The sequence below is a fragment of the Nocardia sp. NPDC004604 genome (assembly GCF_040609795.1).
In the GTDB taxonomy this organism is placed as follows: Bacteria; Actinomycetota; Actinomycetes; order Mycobacteriales; family Mycobacteriaceae; genus Nocardia.
The window spans coordinates 1-21,024 of the sequence record NZ_JBEXLC010000154.1; the positions used below are offsets into that span (position 1 = coordinate 1).

Here is a 21,024-nt window from a genome sequence, read left to right on the forward strand (position 1 = left end):
TTCACCGAGGACGATGAGGTCGTGGTGCAGGCGCTGGCGGCCGCCGCGGGTATCGCCATCGCCAACGCCCGCCTCTACGAACAGTCCCGAATCCGGCAGCAATGGCTGGAGGCCAACCGCGATGTGGCCACCGAACTGCTCGCGGGCGGCGAACCCGGCGCCGCCCTCGAACTGGTCGCCGATCGGGCCCTGACCCTCACTCAGTCGGCGTGCACATTCCTCGCGCTCCCCGAAGATGCCGACATCCCCGCCGAAGATGTCACCGAGCTGGTGGTGGTCGCCGCCGCGGGAATCGGCGCCGATGAACTGCTCGGACACCGAATTCCGATGGGCGAATCGCATTCCGCGGAGGTGTTCCGCAACGGACGGGTGGTCGCGGTCGACGAATTGAAGTTCAGCCCGATCTTCGATGTGCCGGAACGATACGGCCCGGCACTGATCCTGCCGCTACGCGCCGAGGACGCAGTCATCGGTGTGCTCGCCACCGTGCGGCCGAGCGGCACACACCAGCTCGACGCGGCCGGACAGTCGATGATGGCCGCCTTTTCCGACCAGGCCGCACTGGCCTTGCAGCAGGCGAACACGCAGCGGCGGATGCGCGAACTCGATGTGCTCTCCGACCGCGACCGGATCGCCCGTGACCTGCACGACCACGTCATCCAGCGACTGTTCGCGGTCGGCCTTTCGCTGCAGGGCACCGCGCAGCGGGCGCGCGCCCCCGAGGTCAGATCCCGGCTCGCCGACACCATTCAGGACATCCAGACGATCGTGCAGGACATCCGCCACTCGATCTTCGATCTGCACAGCAGCACCACCGCGGACGCACCGACGCTGCGCAAGCGCCTGCACGGCGTCATCGCGGATATGGTCGGCGAAAGCGGGCTACGCACCACGATCCGTCTCGCGGGGCCGGTATCGGTGCTGGAGTCGCCGATGTCGGACGATGTCGAGGCGGTGCTGCGCGAGGCGGTGAGCAATGTGGTGCGGCACGCGCATGCGACAACGCTCTCGGTCCAGCTCCGGGTGCGCGACGATGTCACCATCGAGGTGACCGACGACGGTATCGGCGTACCCGATGACCTGCAGCGGATGAGCGGGCTGGCGAATCTGGCGGCGCGCGCCGAGCAGGCGGGCGGCAGCTTCAGCGTGACCAAAGGCGAGAGAGGGGGCACGGTGCTGCGGTGGTCGGCACCGTTGCCCGGGTAGTTATGCGCGATCCGGCCCGAACGACGATCACATAGGGCCACGCGGATACCCCAGGAGCGGCCTTTGGGCCTTGCGGTTCATGACCAACGCCAGGCGTGCCGGACCGCCTCGGATTCCTAATCTTCGGATAGCCGCTTATCCGGGATCCGAAGGGACGCGCCCATGACCATCCAGCACCACACTGATCCGCACCGGCTGGCATCGGCCGAAGTAGTGGTCGGTGTCGACGGCTCCGAAGCCGCCGACCTCGCCGTTCGATGGGCCGCCGAGACCGCGTCGCAGCGGGGCCGCCGACTGCGCATCGTGTACGGCCTCGACCTCGCGGCGGCCGGGTCCGTCTATGGGATGTATGACGTCGTCATGCCCCCGGTGATCAATGCGATCCGCCGCGCAGGCGCGGAGCTGGTCGACAGGGCACGCCAACTCGCCCAAAAGGTAGATCCGACCCTGATCGTGGAAACCGAAGTCTCCGAGGACAATCCGGCGCACCTGTTGATCGAGCGATCGGAAACCGCGCATCTGGTCGCGATCGGCGCGGCGGGCGCGGGCGGCACCCTGAGTCATCTCGGGTCGACCCTGCTCGCGGTCGCCAGCCACGGCCGCGGCACGATCGTGGTGATCCGTGATAGCGACACCGGACGGCAGATCCGGCACAGCGGCCCGGTCGTGGTCGGCGCCGATGGCGGACCGGTCAGCACGGCCGCTGTTGCGGCCGCGTTCGAAGAGGCCAGCGAGCGCAATACCCAGCTCGTCGCGGTGCATGCCTGGAGCGATCCGTACTACGACCGCTTCGCCGGACTCCCCTACACCATCCCCGACCGCGACGTCGAGACCGCCGGACAGACGCTGCTCGCCGAACAGCTCGCGGGCTGGCATGAGAAGTATCCGGATGTGCAGGTCATCCGCAAGGTCTACCTGTCGGGGGCGCGGCAGGCACTGCTGGAGTGGTCGCAGTCGGCACAGCTGCTCGTGCTCGGCAGCCGAGGACGCGGCGGTTTCGGCGGGCTGCTGCTCGGCTCCACCAGCAATGCGCTCGTACAGACCGCGTATTGCCCGGTCATGGTCGTTCACCCACAGTAGGCACTACCGGTCCCGCAGAAGGGCGAAATCATATGTCCGCCAACACCATCAATCCACCTGTGCTCGTCGGTATCGATGGCTCCGAGGTCGCGGCCGAGGCCGTGCGCTGGGCTGCCGTCGACGCCGTCCGCCACCGCGCACCCCTGCACATCGTGTACGGCATCGGCGCCCCAATGGACTTCGGTCCCGGAATCGCCTTCAACCAGATCGATTACGACGCCTACCGAGCCGCCGGTGCCTCGGCCGTTGCCGCCGCAAGCGAATTCGCCACCGCCGCGGCCGCGCCCGTCGGCGAGCTCGACATCAGCACCTTCGTGGTCGAAGCGCCGCCGATCCCGGTGCTGCTCGACCGCTCGAAGGACGCCCGCCTGCTGGTCGTCGGAACCCGCGGTCTGGGCGCCTTCCGCCGCGGCCTCCTCGGCTCGGTGAGTACCGCCGTGGCCCGGCACGCGCACTGCCCGGTCGCGGTCATCCCCGAACCCGAGAACTACCTACCGGATCGGCTTCTCGGTCCCGTACTGGTCGGTGTCGACGGTTCACCCGTCAGCGTCCGCGCCGTCGAGATCGCCTTCGACGAGGCCGCGCATCGCGAAACCACCGTGCGCGCCGTGCTCACCTGGTCCGAATTCAACCGCTACATCTCCCGCGCCGATATGCAGAAAGAGGCCGAGCAACTGCTGTCCGAGAACCTGGTCGGTTACGCGGAGCAGTACCCCGACCTCGAAGTGCAGCGGGTGGTCGCCGAGGACCGGCCCGCCCGACGCCTACTCGCCGAATCCCAAGACGCCCAACTGATCGTCGTCGGCAGCCACGGTCGCGGCGGCTTCGCGGGCATGACACTCGGCTCGGTCAGCCAAGCCGTCCTGCACGGCACCGACTGCCCCGTCATCATCGCCCGTCCCTGACTCCGACGCGGTTCGGCCATCCGATCGTGACCGGCATGCAAGCATCCGTTGGCTGACGGGTGCGATGGCACCGTGGTGGCCGAACGCCATAGCCATGAGTGAACTCGGCTCCGCGTAGGGGCGCGGGTGCGAACGACCGCGCCCCCACCGGAACTCACAGGCTCCGTTAATCGTCGCGCACAGTGGTGTTCACGTCGTGTTTACGATGTCGGAATGCTTATCTACGACGCGCAAGACAGTTCCAGCCCACCTGGCGAGAGAGTGGGCGTTGCGCGTCGGTTTCGATCCTGGGTGATCTGGGGCAGCATCGCGGGCGCGGTTCTGGTGCTCGTCGCTGGTCAGCTCATGGCCGTGCACATCGACGCGTTGGGACCGCTTACCAGCCTTTCCTGGGATTACGTCGGGCGGCCCAAGTCCGCGACCACGCCGTGGGCGGGATTTCTGCTGGCGCTGATCGGGGTTTCGGCGCCGGTTCGGGTGCGCGCCTTGGCGGCCGCGGTCGGCATCGACGTGATCTTTGTGATCATTCGAGCGATCGAGGGGCGGTCGTTCACCGTCGGCAATGGTCCGACCATTGTGTTGACCGCGCTGGCCGTGTTCGCCGCGGTGCGCTGGACCGGGGCGCGGCGCGAAACGGCGCTGCGGACCATCGCGCTCGGTGCGCTGCTGATCCTGGCGACGAAGGTCGGCGAGATCTGGTTGGACATCACCGCGTGGGCCTGCCCGATGGTGCTCGATCCCTATGCGGAACTGGCCGATCACGCGCTCGGGAATCCGTCGTGGCTGGTCGGGCAGGTACTGGATGCGGCGGGGCCGGTGCCGCTCGGTGTGGTGCGGTGGGTGTACTTCGAGTTGCCGGTCGCGGCGATCGTGGTCGCCGCCTGGCAGCTGCGCAATGTGACGACCGGTATCTGGCCGCGGCACTACCTGGTGCGCACATTCCTCACCCTCGGGGTGGTCGGTCCGCTGTTCTACGTGGTCTTCCCGGTGGTGGGACCGGTGCTCGCATTCGGGCCGGAGGGACATGGTTTCGAACTCGCCGATGTGTGGCCGAATATCGTTCCGGCACTGCCGTCCTCGGTCGAATCGATGCCGTTCGACGGGATCACCCCGCGAAATTGCATGCCGTCACTGCATACCGCGTGGGCGCTATCGCTGTTCATTCATTCCCGGCGCGGACCGCGCTGGTTGCGCTGGGGCGGTGGGTTCTGGCTGGTCTGCACCTTGATCGCGACGCTCGGCCTCGGCGCGCACTACGGCGTCGATCTGGTGGCGGGCGCGACACTGTGCCTGACCGTGGAATCGGTTCTGCGCGATCCCGACCGGGGTTGGGACCGCGGGCGGGCGCGGGTGGTGGCCTTCGGTATCGCGACATTCGCGGGCGTACTCCTGTGCGTACGCTATCTCGCGCTGCCGATGGCGAACTACCCGTTCCCGTTCGGCGTCGCACTCCTCGGTGTTTTCGCCGCACTGGCGTACACCTTCTACCGAACCTGGTTCGCGGAAGCGGATATCCGCGAAAAGGTCTCGAGCCGTTAGCTCTTGCGCAGTGTGCCGATAATGGCACCGCCCTGACCCGCGCGGTAGGTGACGGTGCCATCCGGCCGCAGCTCGACCGTTGATATGCCCAGTTCGCAGTCGATACCGCCGGTCAGGCGCCCAGCGAAGACGAGCTCGGTCTCGGTGCCGCTGACCATGCGTCCGATCCGATCGCAGCGGTTACCGGAACTCTCATCGGTATCCGATGAGGTGGCGACCTCCTCGGCATTCTTACCGGACTTGATGGTCAGCACGATGTCGTGTGCGGCGCGACCGTCGCTGGCGACGCCCTTCCATTCGCCCAGAAACACTTTCGGCACCGCCCACACCGCGGCCACCGGAGTTGTATCGTCCGGGCGCGCGACCGGAGTGGCGACGCCACCGCCGGAGCCGCTGTCGTCGGAGCCGATCACGAACGCCACGATCACAACCAGCACGGTCACCACCGCAGCGCCACCGATTACCGCAACGCGCACCAGCTTCGGCCGCGCCGCATTATCTTTTGTCGACGAGTCCTGCCCCACCGAACCGATTCTAGTTCGCCACCCGGCATCGGACTCCGCTTTCGGCGATCGCCGCTGACCCGAAACCCATTGGGCGCCAGCGGCGGCCGAATCAACCCGATTTCACCGCGCGCACCCCGGTTCGCGCGGCGGGAACAGCTCGGTACTTCAGGTCTGCGAACTACGGGGTGTATTTGTAGAAGCCCTCGCCGGTGGCGATGCCGAGCTTGCCCTTGTCGATGTAGTTGGTCTTGAGCCAGGCCGCGAGCCGCTGCCCGTCCTCGTCGCTATTGGCGAGGATGTTGTAGGGGGTGGTGAGGCCGATGACATCGAGCATCTGGAATGGCCCGTAGGGTGCACCGGTGCCGATCCGCCAGGTCTTGTCGACCGCGTCCGGTTCGGCGAAGCCGCCCGCGCTCAGGGACATGGCGGCGTTGAGCAGCGGCACGAGCAGCGTATTGAGGACGTAACCCGCCTTTTCCCTGTGCAATTCGATCGGCACCATGCCGATTGCCGCAGCGAATTCGACCACCGCCCGGTATACCTTCGGATCGGTCTCGGGTGTGCCCATCACCTCGGCGGTGTTGTACTTCCACACCTGGTTCGCGAAATGCAAGGCGAGGAACCGGTCCGGGCGACCGGTGAAGTCCTTCATATCGCTGGGCAGCAGGGTGGAGGAGTTGGTGGCGAAGATCGTGCGCTCCGGCGCGAGCTCGCCGAGCTGCTGATAGGTCTGGTCCTTGATGGTGAGGACCTCCGGCACAGCTTCGATCACCAGATCGGCATCGCGCACCGCCGTGGCGAGATCGGTGGTCAGCGCGATGCCCGCCGCGGTCGCTTCGGCCTTGCCGCCATCCGCGCCGGACACCTCGTCGCGATAGGTCGCCGCCAGGTTCGCAATGCGGTCGCGGGCACCGGCCAGCGCATCGTCGCTGATGTCGTAGGCGGTGACGTCGAATCCGTGGAATGCGGTCTGGAACGCGATCTGCGAACCGAGCACCCCGGTCCCGAGGACGGTCACCTTCCGGATGGTCATTGCCTTCTCCTTCCTCCGCGAGGCGAAGTTCGCCCCGTGACATCATCAGGGTCACCGAAGGCCGCGAAGAATCCGGCGACGATCCGGGTGAGCTGATCGGGCATGCCGCCGATGGATGAGCGTACTCCTAGCTATGGTTCATACAGCTAACTCACAGCCACGGCCTAAGGGGCGCAAATGCCGAGCCCCGAGCATTGTCGTGTCGGTCCGGTTCGAACGGGTCGACGGTCTCGGATCGAGGCTCGACAACAGGAGGAACGTGGATGAAGATCAAGTCGAAGCTGGCGAAGGGTGCGATCGCGGGCGGTGTGCTCGTCGGCCTGCTCGGTGTCGGCACCGGTGCGGCGAGTGCCGATCCGGGGGCCGATCAGCGTCCGGCCGCCGAGCAGCAGCAGGGGCATGATCAGCAGCGGCCGGATCAGCATCAGGAACATCAGCAGCCGGATCAGCAGCCAGCCGGACACGGATTCTGGCTGTTCGGCCAGTGGATTCCGCTGCCCTGATCTCGACTCGACGCGAAAGGCCCTGTGTCCGTTGGACATGGGGCCTTCGCGGTTTGTACGCCCAGAGCGTAATGATCGACCGGATCGGTGGTCGCGGTCGTACGCTCTGGATATGACCGAGCATCCGAGACTGCACTCGATCCCGGGCGGACGCGCCGACCAGCCGAGGCAGGCCGAGCCACTGTGGCGTGAGGTGCTCGGCGAACGGTTGCGCACGCTGCGGCGCGAGCAGCGCGAGACGCTCGTCGAAACCGCTGGGCGAGCGGGCATTTCGCCGCAATACCTTTCCGAGGTGGAGCGAGGGCGCAAGGAACCGTCGAGCGAGATGATCGCGGCCTTGGCGGGTGCACTCGGCACCACCCTCTTCGGTCTGACCGAACACGTGGCCGACGACTTGCGCGCACTCCGTCGGCCCGCCTTCCCCCGGCAGTCCGCACCGCGTGCCAGCGCAACGCCCACTCTCATGGTGCTTGCGGCATAGCCTGCCCCTGTGTGACTCGCAGATAGTGGGATTCGACGAGGGCATCATGCGCGTCGTCGCCGAGACGCGACAGGATGCGGTAACACGGGCGGTGCGGGCGATCGGCGATGCCGGGGTCGGTATCGAGGTGCTCGGGCTGCTCGCGCTCGCCGGGGTGGCGGCCGTGGTCGTGACCAGGAGTTGGCGGGTCGGCGCTGCCGCAGCGGCGAGTCTGCTGCTCGCCGACCTGATCGCGCACAACCTGAAGCAGGTGATCGGGCGGCCGCGCCCGAGCGGAGATCTGACGGTGTGGCCCGAGATCCAGGGCTGGGCAATGCCATCGACCCATGCCGCCGCCACCTCGGCACTGGCGATGGCCGTCTTCCTGGCGGTGAACTGGGAATCGGCCCGTACCCGCCGCACGGCGGGTGCGGCACTGGCCGCGGCGGTAGTCTTCATCGGCGGATGCATGGTGTATCTCGGCGCGCACTGGCCGACCGATGTCCTTGTCGGCTGGCTGCTCGGCACGCCCGTCGGCGCCGCCGTCACCTGGGCAGCCCGCCGCGTACGGCCGAGCACCAGCCAAATCCCATGCCAATAGATCGCTCCGCCACCCACTCCGGCTGCTTGCCGGGCGTAGTCATCCGGCGGTCGAATACGGCCTGGGCGACCACCATTCGACTACCTTCGACCGCACCCTGGCCCCAGGGGGGCGAATACGGCGGGAGCTGACTGGCGCGGCGTTAGGAACCGAGCACGTTGTCGACGAGACCGTAGTCGACCGCCGCTTGGGCGGTGAATACGCGATCGCGGTCGGTATCGTGACGCAGCCGCTCCACCGACTGCCCGGTATGCCGAGCCAGGATCGACTCGATCTCGCCGCGCATCCGCACCAACTCATCGGCCTGCAGGATCAGATCCGGAATCGCGCCCTGGCCGCGGGCGGCTGGCTGATGCAGCACCACGCGCCCGTGCGGCAGCAGGGATCGGCGACCGGGGGCGCCACCGGCGAGCAGGACCGCGCCGACCGCGATGGCCTGGCCGACGCAGGTGGTGAGCACCGGAGCCTTGATGAACTGCATGGTGTCGTAGATCGCGAGCATCGCGGACAGATCACCGCCCTCGCAGTTGATGTAGAGGTTGATGTCCTGTTCCGAACTCTCCGACTCCAGGTGCAGCAGTTGCGCGATGAGCGCATTGGCCACCCCGGCGTCGATCGGGGTGCCCAGGTAGACGATCCGCTCGGCCAGCAGGTGCGAGTAGATATCGGTGATGCGCTCGCCGCCGCGCGGATGCTGGGCGATCACATTGGGAATGGTGTAGGTCATGCCGAGATTCCGATCCGCTGGCGCTGGGGCACGATCTGCCCGAACGAGTCGACAATGTGGTCGATGAAGCCGTACTCCTTGGCCTGCGTCGCGCTGAACCAGCGGTCGTGCAGCGAATCCTCGTAGATCCGGTCATAGGGCTGTCCGGTATCGCCGGAGATGATGCCGAGCACGGTCTCCACGGTGTAGCGCAGATCATCGGCCTGCACCTCGACATCGACGGCGCTGCCGCCGATTCCGGCCGACCCCTGATGCATCAGCACCCGCGCGTGCGGCAGCGCGAAGCGCCGCCCCGGCGTACCCGCGGACAACAGGAATTGCCCTGCGCTGCAAGCCAATCCGAGCGCCAATGTGGATACCTCGCACGGTATCAGGCGCATCACATCGCGAATGGCGAGCATTGTGGGAACCGAACCACCCGGGGAGTGGATCCACAATGAGATCCCCGCCTCGGCGTCCTCGGCCGCCAACGTGAGCAGCTGAGTCATCAGCAGGGTCCCGTTATCGTCGCCGAGGGGGCCGTCCAGCACCAATATTCGCCTGCTGAGCAACTGCTCCCTGGCGCGCCAACTGAACAACGGTGTCTTGTCATCGTGAGCCATGACTCCACCGTGCCCCGCGCGCACCGCGAAAATCTCGCCGCGCTGCCCTCAGCAGATCTGCTCAGAGCAGCCCGAACTCAGGCAGCCCGGACTCAGTCATGCGTGTGAGCGTGGATGCGAGCCTGCACTTCGGGGCGGCGCAGCGGCGGCACGGTCTTCGGCGGGGCTTTACGCTCCGGCAATTGCTCGAGCAGCCGCATCGTGGCGGCCGCGATATCGGCAACCGCGGCATCGACCGCCGGACGGGTAGCGGCGGAAATGCTGGACAGCCCGCCTACCTTGCGAACGAACTGCAGAGCAGCCGCATGCACTTCTTCCGACGTCGCCGCGGGCTCCAGCCCGCGCAGCGCGGTGATATTTCGGCACATAACCCGAGGCTACAGCGCATCTCCCAATCGATTTATTGGATGACACCACCCTTCTCGGGTGTCCTAACCCACGACCACCGAGGTGGCGTGGATGTCGGTTTCCGCTTCATTCGGGCCGGTTTCACTCACACCCGCGTGTGGGCCAGCGCCTTCCCGTCGGCAGACGTTGATGACCGGGGCTCGCGCTTCGGGCTCCCGGACCTGGGTTTCACAGTTTTTCTCGCCCCAGGCGGCGAGGTTGATTGCGGCATTGAGATCACGATCGAGGGTGTGTCCACAGTCGCAGGCGAACACCCGATCCGCCAGTGTCAGCGCGTGATTCATATTCCCGCAACGAGAACATGTGCGACTGGACGGGAACCATCGATCGGCCAGCAGCACCTCTCCGCCGCGCCAGTCCTGTTTGTCGCCCATCATGCGGGCAAACTCACCCCACCCAGCATCGCTGATGGCACGGGCCAGATGGGTCATCTTCGAACGGCCCTTGATATTTCGCTGCCTGGCCTCGTTGTAGAGCTGGTCGCGGGTCGGGCCCTTCGGACCGCGGCGGCCCGAGCGCTGCCCGCCGCGCTGCTGGGGCGATTTGTCCTGGATCGAGGTGCGGCTCGCGGTCCTGGTCTGCCCGGCTTGCGCACGATTCTTGTTGACCGTGCGGGCGGCGATTTCCTCGGCGCGCTGCTGGGTCGCGCCGCGTTCCCGCGCCGAATCCCTGATGTGTTCGTACTGGCGTTCCTGCTTATTGCTCCATTCCTTGGGCATGTCGAACACCTCCTGCCTGTCGGGTACCCGTGCTTCGGCCGCGAAACCACTCCGGCCGGTGTTTGCGCGCCGATTGCACGGTTGCTTCCGAATCGGCGTCGAGGTCTCCGAGGATCGGGAATCGATGTAGTCGCGCAACGTGACCAGCCGAACGATCACCGTCGATATGCTGGCCGCGTGAAGGTACTTCCTGCCACGTTGGTGACCGTCGCCGATGATCTGGACGCGGTGACGACGGTTGGGCACGAGGACGATCCGGCGGATGCCGGATCGTCCAGCGGCGAGGTCGAGTCGCTCTGGGCGTCGGTGCAGGCGTGGTACCGGTTGGGCACGACGCCCGCGATCCAGACATGTGTGCGGCGCAACGGCAAGATCCTGTTGAACCGGACCATCGGACACGGCTGGGGTAATGCGCCGAGAGACAGCCCTGATGCGCAGAAGGTGCTCGCTACGCCGGAGACACCGTTCTGCGGCTTCTCCACCGCCAAAGGGGTGTCCGCTGCGCTGATGTTCATGCTCATCGAGCAGGGCGCCTTCGAGCTGAATGATCCTGTGTGCAAGTACATTCCGGAGTTCGCGGCCCATGGCAAGGAGGCGATCACGATCGGCGATGTGCTGTCGCATTCGGCCGGGGTGCCCTTTGTCACGCCGCCGTACAAGGGGGTCGAGCTGGTGCTCGACGAGGAGTTGGCCGTGCGGGGGCTCGCCGATCTGGTGCCGAGTTGGCGACCGGGCCGGTTCCGGGTCTACCACGCATTGACCAGCGGTCTGATCCAACGCCTGCTGGTGCAGCGGGCCACCGGCAAGCGGATGCGCGAGCACCTGGCCGAGCAGGTACTCGAGCCGTTCGGCTTCCGCTGGACCAACTTCGGTGTCCGCCCCGAGGATGTCGACAAGGTCGTGCCCAGCGTGAAGACCGGCCCCGCGCCGTCGCGAATGTCGACCTTCTTGGCGCGCAAGGCACTCGGCGGCCGAGTGGACGGCGCAACCGCCAAATCCGCGAACCGGGCCTTCCTGACCGCCGAACTGCCCTCGGGCAACCTCGTGACCACGGCCGGCGAACTGTCCCGCTTCTACGAAATCCTCACCCGCGGTGGCGAACTCGACGGAATCCGGATCATGAAGCCGGAAACCCTCCGCGCGGCGATCCAACCCGCGCCGCGGCTACCCGGCCTGGCCGGACGGGTAAGCCGCGCGGGTTACGAACTGGGTGCCCGCCGATCCAAATTCGGCCGAAACACCCAGTCCCATTTCGGCCGCAGCGGCCTGACCACCCAATACGGCTGGGCCGACCCGGCACGCGGCCTGTCCGGCGCCATCCTCACCAACGGCAAGGCCACCACCGACACCCAACGCCCCTGGGCCCTGGTCGCCCAAATCTCCGATACATTCGACCGCCTCGCCCCCGCCGACCATTGGTTCGACGCCACCTGACCGGCCACGGGCAGGAACCGTTGCCCCCATTCCACCTCCAGGCACGCCGTGGACCGCACACCACGCGGGCCTCGAGACTCCCAGTCGCACGTCAGACGCACACCACACGGCCCACCAGACTCCCAGTCCCACGTCAGACGCACACCACACGGCCCACCAGACTCCCAGTCCCACGTCAGACGCACACCACACGGCCCACCAGACTCCGAGCCGCATGCCGGACGCATCGCACTCGGGGAGTTCTGGGCCACCCGTCCGCGTGGCTTCGGCCCCCATTTCGCCGCTGCGTCCGAATGCGATGGCCGCGTCACGCGGTGACGACGTGGGTCTCCACTTCGGCGGGCACGGCGAGGTGGCGGCGGCGGCTCGGCATCAGCATGGTCGGCTGGGTGACGCTCCAAGCCGCGCCCGCGCAGACCAATTCCTTGATGCGGGCGCCGATCCGGCCCGTAACGACGGTGTCCGTGGGCTCGTCGGCGGCGGTCACGCGCTGGAAGATGCCGTCGCGGCGGCCGAGGCTGATGCACTGGGACGCATAGCCGATCGGGGCCTCGGGAACCTTGCGACCGGTCAAGCGGGCGGCGAGGGCGTCGGCAGCCTGCCACGCCATCGGGGTTGCGGTGGCGCAGCCCATCCGCAGTGGCCTACCGCCCACCCCGATGGCGTTCGCGGCGTCGCCGATGGCGTACACATCCGGATGCGAGACCGAGCGCATGGTGCCGTCGACAACGATCCGCCCGGTATCGGACACCTCCAGGGTGGTGGCGGCCGCGATCGGATGCGCGGTGAAACCTGCTGTCCACACGGTCATCTGGGCCGGGATCTGCCCACCCGAACCGGTGACCACGCTGTTTGCTTCGACGCGCGTGATGTCGGCATGTTCGCGGACCGTGATGCCCAGCCGGTCGAAGGCGCCGCGCAGGTGGCGCTGGGCCTTATCGCTGAGCCAGTCGCCGACCCCGCCGCGGGCGGCGATCGTGACCTGGAGGTCCGGGCGGGCATCGGCGATTTCGGCGGCCGCTTCGATACCGGTCAAGCCGCCGCCAACGACCAGCACGGTCGCACCCGAAGCCAGCTCGTTCAGGCGCGCCCGCAGCCGCAGCGCGGCCTGCTTCCCGGCGACGTTGTAGGCGTATTCGGCGGCACCGGGAACGCCGTAGTCGGCGACGGTGCTCCCGAGGGCGTACACGAGGGTGTCGTAGCCAAGGGTCTCGGCGCCGTGCTCACCGGTGAGATCGACGGTCTTGCGGTCCACATCGATCGCACCGACCCATGCCGTCCGGACCTGTACGCCGGTGCCCGCGAAGACCTCGCGCAGCGGGCGGCGTGGCAGCTCCTGCCCGGTCGCGAGCTGGTGCATGCGCACCCGTTCGACGAAGTCCGGATCGGCATTGACCACGGTGATCTCGACGTCGTCGCGGTGCAGCCGCTTGGCGAGGCGACCGGCGGCGATGGCTCCGGCGTACCCGGCTCCGAGGACGACAATGCGGTGCTTCATGGCTTGCTCCTGTCTGGTTGCACTCACCTCCTGAACCGGACAGCCGCTCGATCCCTGACAGGAAAGGATTATGATGTGGGTCACCACTCGGCCGCGAGCGGGCGATGCGGTCCGGTGGCCGCCCACTGGCGCGTAATGCGTTCCAGCTTGTCGGGATTGACCTGGAGATGGATCGCCGCGACGCCGTCCGGGGTCGGGTCGATGCAGAAGATGCCGAAGACCCGCCCGTCGACCTCGACCAGCACCGCGGGACCGCCGTTGACGACGACGGCATAGAAGACGGGACGGCCAGCGACATAGGCGCGCTTGGCATCGGTCGGCCGGAACACACCACGCAGGTACCGCGCGATACCGACTGCACCGATGACCGGGGCCTTGCGGGCCGGAATCCGGCCACCGCCGTCGGCAATGCTGACCGCGTCAACGGTCAGCAGCCGGATCAGTGGCTCGGTGTCACCGCTGAGGCCCGCGGCGAGAAATTTCTCGACGAGCTCCCGCGCGGCGACCGCATCGACCTCGGTGCGGGCGCGTCCGGTGGTGACATGCTGCTTGGCACGCCGGTAGATCTGCTGGCAGTTCGACTCGGTGACGTCGAGGATCTCCGCGATCTCGCGGTGCGCGTACCCGAACGCCTCGCGCAGCACATACACCACGCGCTCATTGGGCGAGAGCCGCTCCATGAGGGTGAGCATTGCCATGGAAACCGACTCACGCTGTTCGACGGTATCGGCCGGACCGAGCATCCGGTCCCCGGCCAGGACCGGTTCCGGAAGCCATTGCCCCACATAGGTTTCCCGCCTCGCCCGGGCGGAGCCGAGCTGATTGAGGCAGATATTGGTGAGTACCTTCGTCAGCCACGCCTCCGGCGTCTCGATCAGTTCCCGGTCGGCCGCATGCCACCGCAGAAACACATCCTGCACCGCGTCCTCGGCATCACTGGCCGACCCCAGCAGCCGATAGGCGATCGCCTCCAAGCGGCCCCTGAACCCCTCGAACAGATCGGCTTCGTGCGTACTGAGCGACATCGCCCCATGGTCGGCCATGCGCGCAGGCCGCGTCCACCCGCCCTCCGCACTGAACGCTTCGGCCAGCAAACTATCGGTTCACTGAGCCGACCGAATTCGTATCGAATCGGGAATTATCCGCACGGCATCTGCTTGTGTGACTACGCTTTTCGAGGCACGCAAGGCAATCCGGTATCGCGCGGAGGGGTGGATATGACAGCTTCCCGGTCGACGGTCGAGATCGACCAGACCAAGCCGAGCATTTCGCGCGTCTACGATGCGCTGCTCGGCGGGAAGGACAACTACCCCGTCGACGAAAGAGTCTGCGAGCACCTGCGTGCGACCACGCCGCATATCGATGATCTGGCGAAACTGAATCGCGAGATCCTGGGTCGCGGCGTGCGCTACCTCGCGCGCGAGGCCGGACTGAAGCAGTACCTCGACCTCGGCGCTGGCCTGCCGACCGCGGAGAACACCCACCAGATCGCCCAATCGCTGCAGCCCGGGGCACACGTCGTCTACGCCGACAACGATCCGATCGTGCTGGCGCACGGACGCGCGCTGCTGGAGGAGAACGACCAAACCGTCGTCGTCACCGCCGACCTCCGCAATCCCGATAACGTGCTCGAGCACCCGGATGTGCAGCGGATGATCGACTTCGACCGGCCGGTGGCCGTCATGCTCGTCGGCTTGCTGCACTATCTGCGCGATGACGAAGATCCGGCGGGCGTCGTCGATGGATATATGAACGCCGTGCCCTCGGGCAGCCACCTGTTCATCACACACTTCTGCGACTCGGGCCCGGAGGCCGAGCGAGCCGAGAAATCCTTCCTGGATTTGCTCGGCCGCGGCCGCTTCCGCACCGAGGACGAGATCCTCGACCTGTTCCTCGGCTATGAGCTGGTCGAGCCCGGCCTGGTCTACCTGCCCCGGTGGCGTCCGACCCGCATCGTGCGTGACAAGTTGACCACTATCGAGCGCCTGATGGTCGGCGCCATAGCGCGCAAACCCTGATAGCGCGCAACCCTGATAGCGCGCACACCCCGACAGCGCCCTCGCGGCGGCGATTAGCAGGGCGAACCGCGGGTATGGCGCATACATGGTCCCGACCATCGATGAGCTACTGCACGCGCTGACCCGCGCCGTGAACACGCTCGCGGATACCGATATCCGCTTCGCGGTCGCGGGCGGATGCGCGGTGTACGCGCGCGGCGGGCCCGCCTCGGAACACGATGTGGATATCCTCATCAAACCCGCCGATCTCGCCCGCGCCCGCAGCGCATTGGCCCGTGGCGGACTGCGGGTCGCGGATCCGCCCGAGGACTGGCTGACCAAGGTCTATGACGACGGCGTCCTCATCGACCTGATCTACCGGCCGAACAACCGCGACGTCACCGACGAACTGCTCGATCGGGCCACCGTAATGCGTGTCGGTCCGGCCGTAGCGCCGGTGATCAGTGCGACCGATCTGATGATCGACAAATTACTGGTCTTCGATGCGCACCGACTGGATCTGAGCCCGCTGCTGCACGTCGCGCGCGATCTGCGCGAGCAGGTGGATTGGGACCGGGTGCGCGAGGAAACCGCTGGTTCGCCCTACGCCCGAGCCTTTCTCGGACTGGTGGACGATCTCGGCCTGATCGAGCCGAAGGAGGGGCAGTAGATGGATCGACCGCAATATATGGTCGCGCACCTGCGCCGGGCGCTGGCCGAGGATCCGCGCACCGCCGAACTCGGCGTCCAGGTGACGATCCGCGGCGATGTGATCGTTCTCGTTGGCGAGGTGAGCAGCATCGAACGCAAGCAGCAGATGGAAACCGTGGTGCGCGAACAGCTTCCGCAGGCACGCATCCACAACGACGTGCACGTCACGCCGCCCGCCGCCCCACGGGACACCGAGGCGCTGGCGGACTGAGACCGGAAAGGAGAGTGGCGCATGCGGATCGCGGCAATCGGCGACGTACATCTCGGCGTCGAATCACGCGGCGAATTCCGCCCCGCACTGGCGCAATTGCCCGACCGCGCCGATGTGCTGCTGCTGGCGGGTGATCTCACCCGGCACGGCACCGTTGCCGAAGGCCGGGTCGTCGCCGCGGAATTCGCCGATCTCGGTATCCCGGTGGTCGCGGTCCTCGGCAATCACGACCACCACAGCGACGCACAGGATGAGATCACCGCGACGCTCACCGATCACGGCATCACCGTATTGGAAGGAACCGCAGCCGAATTCACGGTCGACGGACAAACCCTCGGCATCGCCGGGACGAAGGGCTTCGGCGGTGGTTTCGCCGGTAAGTGCGCGAGCGTCTTCGGTGAGCGGGTCATGCGTGAATTCGCCTCCCACACTGTCGATCTCGCCGAGACACTGGGCGAGGCACTGGCCGGCCTGCACACCGACATCACCGTGGCCATGACCCACTACTCCCCGATCAGCGACACCCTGCACGGCGAACCGCGCGAAATCTACCCGTTCCTCGGCTCCTACCTACTCGGCGAGACCATCGACGACCGAGGCGCCGACCTCGCGATCCACGGGCATGCACATGCGGGCATCGAACGCGGCACCACCCCCGGCGGCATTCGCGTGCGCAATGTCGCACTGCCGGTGGTGCGCACCGCCTACGTCGTCTACGAGCTGACGCCCGAAGCGAAATAATAAGGAGTACCGATGCCCGCACTCGGATCCACCGCCACGGTGGCCGCGGCGATACTGGCCGCGGTCCTGCTCGTCGGCTGCGACGGCGACGGCGATATCAATCCGCTGCCCGGCACCCCCACCGCACATCCGAACATCACCATTACGTTCTCGCCCCCGGGCAGCTCGGCGCAGGTGCCGAATACGGACGAGATCACGCCGACGGCGGCAAGGCAGCTGTGCGAGATGATCGGACCCGAGGTCGACAAGTGGCGCACCCAGGGCAGACAGCTCGGCAAGATCAGCTTCAATGGCACCGTGCACGATTGGGCCGCCCGCAACGGCGGCCTCAACGACACCGTCATCCGGGATCGCGCCGTCGTCGATCACATCACCGTCACCGAATGCCCGGACGTCCGGCTACAGGTTCTCGACGCCTTGCAGATCTCGACTCTGGCCGACGGTCTGCTGGGATTCAGTCGCTGACCACCGAGGTCAGGAAGTTTCGGAAACGGTTCGGGTGGCGAGGATTCCGGCCAGGATGACGCGTAGCCCGTGGTCGAATTCGGCATCGGAATCGGCCCCGAAGACGTCGGCGACCATGCGGGCGGTTCGGGGGTAGCGGTCGGTATCGACGGCGTGCGCCAGCCGGGCGAGATCGTAGGGATTGCCGTTGGCGTATTCCGCACCGGACTGGACCTGCTCCTCTATAACGAACCCGACCGTATAGTGCAGCAGGATCGGGAAGACCCGCTCGGCGTCGACCACCGAGAATCCCGCATCCTCGAGTGTGCGCAGTGTCAATTCCACAGTGCGCCACATGGCTTCATCACTGACGTAGGTACCGGCCAGCACCTTCGCCCCGTCCCGATAGCGCAGCATCGACCGGCGCATCCGTCCGGCCAGCGCCACCACCCAGTCCTGCCAGTCCTCCCCCTGTCGCGGCGCCTCGACGCCGTCGACCGCGGATATGAAGACCCGCTGCGCCATCGCGTCGAGCAGTTCGCGCTTGTTCTTGACATGCCAGTACAGCGCGGGCGCCTGCACATCCAGTGCGGCGGCCACCTTGCGCATGGTCAGCCCATCGAGACCGACCTCATCGAGCAGCCCGAGTGCGGCCTCGGCGATCACCTTGGCATCGATCTTCACTGTCACCTCCGCTGTCGAATCCCTTGACAGCTTAACAATGTTCTGGTCTCCTTAACAACGTTAAATCGTTTAACGCTGTTAAGGAGATCGACATGGAAACCGCCGAGGTAGTGATCGCCGGCGCCGGACCGACCGGCCTGATGCTGGCCTACGAACTGCGCCTGGCCGGAGTGGATGTGGCGCTGGTCGACGGACTCCCGGCGCGGACCGGCGAATCCAGGGCGGGCGGCATCCACGCCCGCACCATGGAGATCCTCGATCAGCGCGGCCTGCTCGACGATCTGCTCCCGATCGGCCGCATCATGCAGGCCGGACACTTCGCCGGCCTACCCCTGGACTTCAGCGATTTCAACACCCGCTACCCCTTCATGCTCGCCGTGCTGCAGTCGGTGATCGAGCGCGAACTCGACCGGCACGCAACCGAACTCGGCGCGACCGTGCAGTGGGCCTCGCCGGTCACCGACTTCCGCCAGGACGCAACGGGCGTCGAGGTGGAAATCGGCGGCCCGAATCCGCGCCGGATCCGCGCCGCCTACCTGGTCGGCTGCGATGGCGGCCGCAGCGCGGTGCGCAAACTCGCTGGCATCGACTACGTCGGCACCGATGCGACCGTGACCGGCATGCTCGCCGATGTCGAACTGACCGATCCGCCTGCACAGCCCTTCTTCGGACATCGCAGCGGTGTCGGCGACTTCTCCGCGGTTCAATTCGAGCCCGGCTGGTACCGACTCGTCGTGCAGCGTCACGACCGCGTCCTCGAGCGCGGCACCGAACTGAGCTTCGAGGACTTCCGCACCAGCTTCGTCGAGGTCGCGGGCACCGATTTCGGCATGCACAGCCCGCGCTGGGTCTCGCACTACGGCGACGCCGCCCGCCAGGCCGACCGCTACCGCGTCGGGCGCGTCTTCGTGGCCGGGGATGCCGCGCACATCCACTACCCGGCGGGCGGCCAGGGGCAGAACCTCGGCATCCAGGACGCGGTGAACCTCGGCTGGAAGCTCGCCGCCACCTTGCGCGGCAACGCATCCGACGAACTGCTCGACACCTATGAGACCGAGCGCCATCCCATCGCGGCCCGGGTCCTGCACAACACCCGCGCCCAAACCGCGCTCGGCCGTCCCGGCCCGCATACCGACGCGCTGCGCGACATCATGAGCGATCTGATCGATATGGAGCAGGTGCGCCATCGCCTCGGCCTCATGATCACGGCACTCGATATACGCTATGACATCAAGGGTGAGCACCCGCTCACCGGCCGCCGCATCCCCGATGCCGATCTCACGACCGCGGCGGGCGCGACCCGAGTGCACGAACTGCTGCGCGGGGGCCGCCCGGTGCTGCTCGTACTCGACGGAAACGACGTTCCGGCGGTACCGCAATGGCACGACCGAATCGACATCGTCCGCGCCGACAGCCGCGGCGCGCACTGGGCCGTCCCCGGTGTCGGCGAAATCCCGACCCCGGCCGCGGTCCTGCTGCGACCCGACGGCTACGTCGCATGGGCGAGCGAGGAACCCGCCGCCGCGGGATTGCCCGAGGCCCTCACCGTCTGGGTCGGTGCACCGGCCTGACACACCCATGCTGCCCGTATCCGCCCTCGCGCCCATTCGGCCAAATATGCTGCGAATTAGCGGATGACAGAAGTACCGAACGGACGGTCTTGTTGATCTTGTCGTGAAGGAGGTAATTAGTTGATCTTGATGGCTCCGGGGTGACACTGTCGCCGAACGGACACGGTCCGAAAATCCTCCGGAGAAAGATCAAAAACGTTGCCTCGCAAAGGCGTTGTTGATGTGTATGCTATCGATCAATCACAACCCCACTACGAGGTGGGATGATGACCGAGGACGGTATCGAAGTGGATGTGAATGCACTCCGAATGCGCCGTGCGACTGTCTTCGCAATAGGCGTCGGCGTACTGACTCTGGCGGCAGCCGGGCCGCTCGATGGGTTGCTGCTCGGACTGTTCATCTGTCTCGGACTCGGACTCGGTTGGTTGAATGCGCAACTCACCCGGTTGACCGTCAACCGGGTCGCCGACGCCGAAAAACCGAGGAAACAGGGGTTGTATCTCTCCTCGGCGGTTCGACTCGCCGGAATAACCGGCGGTTCGCTCGTAGTGGGTTTCCTGGCAAGACCCCATGGCATCGGAATCTTCTTCGGCTTGGCCGCCTTTCAAGTGATTCTGGTGTTGGTCACCGTCTTGCCTGAAGTGAAGGAGCTTCGCCAGCAATCATGACGGATCAACTCGCCTTCATCGCCCGGTCGGCCGTTCCGGTGCTCGCACAGGAGCAGCCCGCCGAAGAGCCGAAGATCAAGGTCGGCGAACACGCGGTCGCACATCTGTGGGGCATGGACTTCAATGTCGACACAATCATCTCGACCACGCTCGCCGCGGCGATCGTGCTCGGCTTGGCGTTCTACCTGCGGGCCAAGCTGACCTCGGGCGTGCCCAACGGCGTGCAGTTGTTCTTCGAGACCGTGACGGTCGGGATGCGCAACCAGGTGGAGAGCGCCATCGGCATGAAGGTCGCGCCGTTCGCACTGCCATTGGCCGTGACCCTGTTCATCTACATCCTGCTGTCCAACTGGCTGTCGGTGCTGCCGGTGCAGTACGGACACGGCGAATTGATCGCACCGCCCGCATCGGATGTCAATTTCGTCTACGCGCTCGCCCTGTTCGTATTCATCATGTATCAGGGCGCGGGCGTGTACCGCCGCGGTATCGGCGGGCATGCCAAGCAGTTGCTGAAGGGCCACACCGGCTGGGGTCCGATGGTCTTCATCAATGTCATCGAGGAAGTCGCCAAACCGCTCTCGCTGTCGCTGCGATTGTTCGGCAACATGTTCGCGGGTGGCGTTATGGTCTCGGTGATCGCATTGTTCCCGTTCTGGATCAGCTGGGGTCCGAATGCCATCTGGAAACTCTTCGACCTGTTTGCTCTCAAATCTAAAATCATTCAACCAGAACAACTCGTGACACATTATAGTAAATTAAGTGACATTGACAATGCT

25 protein-coding genes are annotated in these 21,024 nt (G+C 66.3%); 16 read left to right on the forward strand and 9 right to left on the reverse strand.

Annotated elements, in window-relative coordinates; genetic code table 11:
• The 4 genes from ABZW16_RS36130 to ABZW16_RS36145 form a co-directional block, all read left to right on the forward strand.
• On the forward strand, positions 1 to 1,206 hold a 1,206-nt coding region (locus ABZW16_RS36130; protein ID WP_354960621.1), incomplete at its 5' end, for a GAF domain-containing sensor histidine kinase.
• A gap of 162 nt (positions 1,207 to 1,368) precedes the next feature.
• Positions 1,369 to 2,286, forward strand: coding sequence for a universal stress protein (locus ABZW16_RS36135; RefSeq protein WP_354960622.1), 918 nt, complete (start codon positions 1,369 to 1,371; stop codon positions 2,284 to 2,286).
• Between the two features lie 32 nt (positions 2,287 to 2,318).
• Positions 2,319 to 3,191 (forward strand): universal stress protein, encoded by an 873-nt coding sequence (locus tag ABZW16_RS36140; protein ID WP_354960623.1) that lies wholly within the window; start codon positions 2,319 to 2,321, stop codon positions 3,189 to 3,191.
• A 213-nt stretch (positions 3,192 to 3,404) separates the two neighbouring features.
• On the forward strand, positions 3,405 to 4,730 hold the full coding sequence (locus ABZW16_RS36145) for a DUF5933 domain-containing protein (RefSeq protein WP_354960624.1): 1,326 nt from the start codon (positions 3,405 to 3,407) through the stop codon (positions 4,728 to 4,730).
• Here ABZW16_RS36145 and ABZW16_RS36150 read toward each other — a convergent pair.
• Both ABZW16_RS36150 and ABZW16_RS36155 read right to left on the reverse strand, forming a co-directional pair.
• Positions 4,727 to 5,254, reverse strand: coding sequence for a hypothetical protein (locus tag ABZW16_RS36150; protein ID WP_354960625.1), 528 nt, complete (start codon positions 5,252 to 5,254; stop codon positions 4,727 to 4,729). The two genes, ABZW16_RS36145 and ABZW16_RS36150, sit on opposite strands and share 4 nt — an antisense overlap.
• Positions 5,255 to 5,414: 160 nt before the next feature.
• Positions 5,415 to 6,269 (reverse strand): 3-hydroxyacyl-CoA dehydrogenase, encoded by an 855-nt coding sequence (locus ABZW16_RS36155; RefSeq protein WP_354960626.1) that lies wholly within the window; start codon positions 6,267 to 6,269, stop codon positions 5,415 to 5,417.
• A gap of 263 nt (positions 6,270 to 6,532) precedes the next feature.
• Between ABZW16_RS36155 and ABZW16_RS36160 the strand changes: the two genes are divergently transcribed.
• From ABZW16_RS36160 to ABZW16_RS36170, 3 genes are all read left to right on the forward strand, one after another.
• Positions 6,533 to 6,772 carry a hypothetical protein gene (locus ABZW16_RS36160; protein WP_354960627.1) on the forward strand — a complete coding sequence of 80 codons (240 nt, stop codon included), beginning with the start codon at positions 6,533 to 6,535 and terminating at the stop codon, positions 6,770 to 6,772.
• Between the two features lie 112 nt (positions 6,773 to 6,884).
• Entirely contained in the window at positions 6,885 to 7,253 is a 369-nt protein-coding gene (locus ABZW16_RS36165; RefSeq protein WP_354960629.1) for a helix-turn-helix transcriptional regulator, read from the forward strand.
• Positions 7,254 to 7,278: 25 nt separating this feature from the next.
• Positions 7,279 to 7,833 (forward strand): phosphatase PAP2 family protein, encoded by a 555-nt coding sequence (locus ABZW16_RS36170; RefSeq protein ID WP_354960631.1) that lies wholly within the window; start codon positions 7,279 to 7,281, stop codon positions 7,831 to 7,833.
• 142 nt (positions 7,834 to 7,975) lie between these two features.
• Here the strand turns inward: ABZW16_RS36170 and ABZW16_RS36175 are convergent, their stop codons facing one another.
• The 4 genes from ABZW16_RS36175 to ABZW16_RS36190 all read right to left on the reverse strand — a co-directional run bounded on the left by ABZW16_RS36175 (position 7,976) and on the right by ABZW16_RS36190 (position 10,289).
• A complete protein-coding gene (locus ABZW16_RS36175; protein ID WP_354960632.1) occupies positions 7,976 to 8,560 on the reverse strand; it encodes an ATP-dependent Clp protease proteolytic subunit in 585 nt (194 codons plus the stop codon).
• Positions 8,557 to 9,162, reverse strand: coding sequence for an ATP-dependent Clp protease proteolytic subunit (locus ABZW16_RS36180; protein ID WP_354960633.1), 606 nt, complete (start codon positions 9,160 to 9,162; stop codon positions 8,557 to 8,559). The genes ABZW16_RS36175 and ABZW16_RS36180 overlap by 4 nt, the downstream gene beginning before the upstream one ends.
• Positions 9,163 to 9,254: 92 nt before the next feature.
• Positions 9,255 to 9,530 carry a DUF2277 domain-containing protein gene (locus ABZW16_RS36185; RefSeq protein ID WP_354960634.1) on the reverse strand — a complete coding sequence of 92 codons (276 nt, stop codon included), beginning with the start codon at positions 9,528 to 9,530 and terminating at the stop codon, positions 9,255 to 9,257.
• Positions 9,531 to 9,593: 63 nt separating this feature from the next.
• Positions 9,594 to 10,289, reverse strand: coding sequence for a transposase (locus tag ABZW16_RS36190; RefSeq protein WP_354960635.1), 696 nt, complete (start codon positions 10,287 to 10,289; stop codon positions 9,594 to 9,596).
• 177 nt (positions 10,290 to 10,466) lie between these two features.
• On the opposite strand from ABZW16_RS36190, the gene ABZW16_RS36195 reads away from it, so the two are divergent.
• A complete protein-coding gene (locus ABZW16_RS36195; protein ID WP_354960636.1) occupies positions 10,467 to 11,723 on the forward strand; it encodes a serine hydrolase in 1,257 nt (418 codons plus the stop codon).
• Between the two features lie 307 nt (positions 11,724 to 12,030).
• On the opposite strand, the gene ABZW16_RS36200 is transcribed toward ABZW16_RS36195, so the two are convergent.
• Together ABZW16_RS36200 and ABZW16_RS36205 are read right to left on the reverse strand one after the other, a co-directional pair.
• Positions 12,031 to 13,221 carry an FAD-dependent oxidoreductase gene (locus tag ABZW16_RS36200; RefSeq protein ID WP_354960637.1) on the reverse strand — a complete coding sequence of 397 codons (1,191 nt, stop codon included), beginning with the start codon at positions 13,219 to 13,221 and terminating at the stop codon, positions 12,031 to 12,033.
• A gap of 80 nt (positions 13,222 to 13,301) precedes the next feature.
• Positions 13,302 to 14,246 carry an RNA polymerase sigma-70 factor gene (locus ABZW16_RS36205; RefSeq protein WP_354960638.1) on the reverse strand — a complete coding sequence of 315 codons (945 nt, stop codon included), beginning with the start codon at positions 14,244 to 14,246 and terminating at the stop codon, positions 13,302 to 13,304.
• A 192-nt stretch (positions 14,247 to 14,438) separates the two neighbouring features.
• Here ABZW16_RS36205 and ABZW16_RS36210 point away from each other — a divergent pair, with 192 nt between their 5' ends.
• The 5 genes from ABZW16_RS36210 to ABZW16_RS36230 all read left to right on the forward strand — a co-directional run bounded on the left by ABZW16_RS36210 (position 14,439) and on the right by ABZW16_RS36230 (position 17,346).
• Positions 14,439 to 15,239 carry an SAM-dependent methyltransferase gene (locus ABZW16_RS36210; protein ID WP_354960639.1) on the forward strand — a complete coding sequence of 267 codons (801 nt, stop codon included), beginning with the start codon at positions 14,439 to 14,441 and terminating at the stop codon, positions 15,237 to 15,239.
• 85 nt (positions 15,240 to 15,324) lie between these two features.
• Positions 15,325 to 15,888: a nucleotidyltransferase family protein gene (locus tag ABZW16_RS36215; protein ID WP_354960640.1), complete on the forward strand. Its 564-nt coding sequence runs from the start codon at positions 15,325 to 15,327 to the stop codon at positions 15,886 to 15,888.
• A complete protein-coding gene (locus ABZW16_RS36220) occupies positions 15,889 to 16,140 on the forward strand; it encodes a BON domain-containing protein (protein ID WP_354960641.1) in 252 nt (83 codons plus the stop codon).
• A gap of 21 nt (positions 16,141 to 16,161) precedes the next feature.
• Positions 16,162 to 16,881 (forward strand): metallophosphoesterase, encoded by a 720-nt coding sequence (locus ABZW16_RS36225; RefSeq protein WP_354960642.1) that lies wholly within the window; start codon positions 16,162 to 16,164, stop codon positions 16,879 to 16,881.
• Positions 16,882 to 16,893: 12 nt separating this feature from the next.
• Positions 16,894 to 17,346, forward strand: a complete 453-nt coding sequence (locus tag ABZW16_RS36230; protein WP_354960643.1) for a hypothetical protein — start codon at positions 16,894 to 16,896, stop codon at positions 17,344 to 17,346.
• A 9-nt stretch (positions 17,347 to 17,355) separates the two neighbouring features.
• Here the strand turns inward: ABZW16_RS36230 and ABZW16_RS36235 are convergent, their stop codons facing one another.
• Positions 17,356 to 18,015 carry a TetR/AcrR family transcriptional regulator C-terminal domain-containing protein gene (locus tag ABZW16_RS36235; RefSeq protein WP_354960644.1) on the reverse strand — a complete coding sequence of 220 codons (660 nt, stop codon included), beginning with the start codon at positions 18,013 to 18,015 and terminating at the stop codon, positions 17,356 to 17,358.
• 86 nt (positions 18,016 to 18,101) lie between these two features.
• On the opposite strand from ABZW16_RS36235, the gene ABZW16_RS36240 reads away from it, so the two are divergent.
• From ABZW16_RS36240 to ABZW16_RS36250, 3 genes are all read left to right on the forward strand, one after another.
• Positions 18,102 to 19,580 carry an FAD-dependent monooxygenase gene (locus ABZW16_RS36240; RefSeq protein ID WP_354960645.1) on the forward strand — a complete coding sequence of 493 codons (1,479 nt, stop codon included), beginning with the start codon at positions 18,102 to 18,104 and terminating at the stop codon, positions 19,578 to 19,580.
• Between the two features lie 266 nt (positions 19,581 to 19,846).
• Positions 19,847 to 20,248, forward strand: a complete 402-nt coding sequence (locus ABZW16_RS36245) for a hypothetical protein (protein WP_354960646.1) — start codon at positions 19,847 to 19,849, stop codon at positions 20,246 to 20,248.
• Positions 20,249 to 20,361: 113 nt separating this feature from the next.
• Positions 20,362 to 21,024, forward strand: a 663-nt coding sequence (locus tag ABZW16_RS36250) for a FoF1 ATP synthase subunit a (RefSeq protein ID WP_354960647.1), incomplete at its 3' end; no start/stop codon positions are given.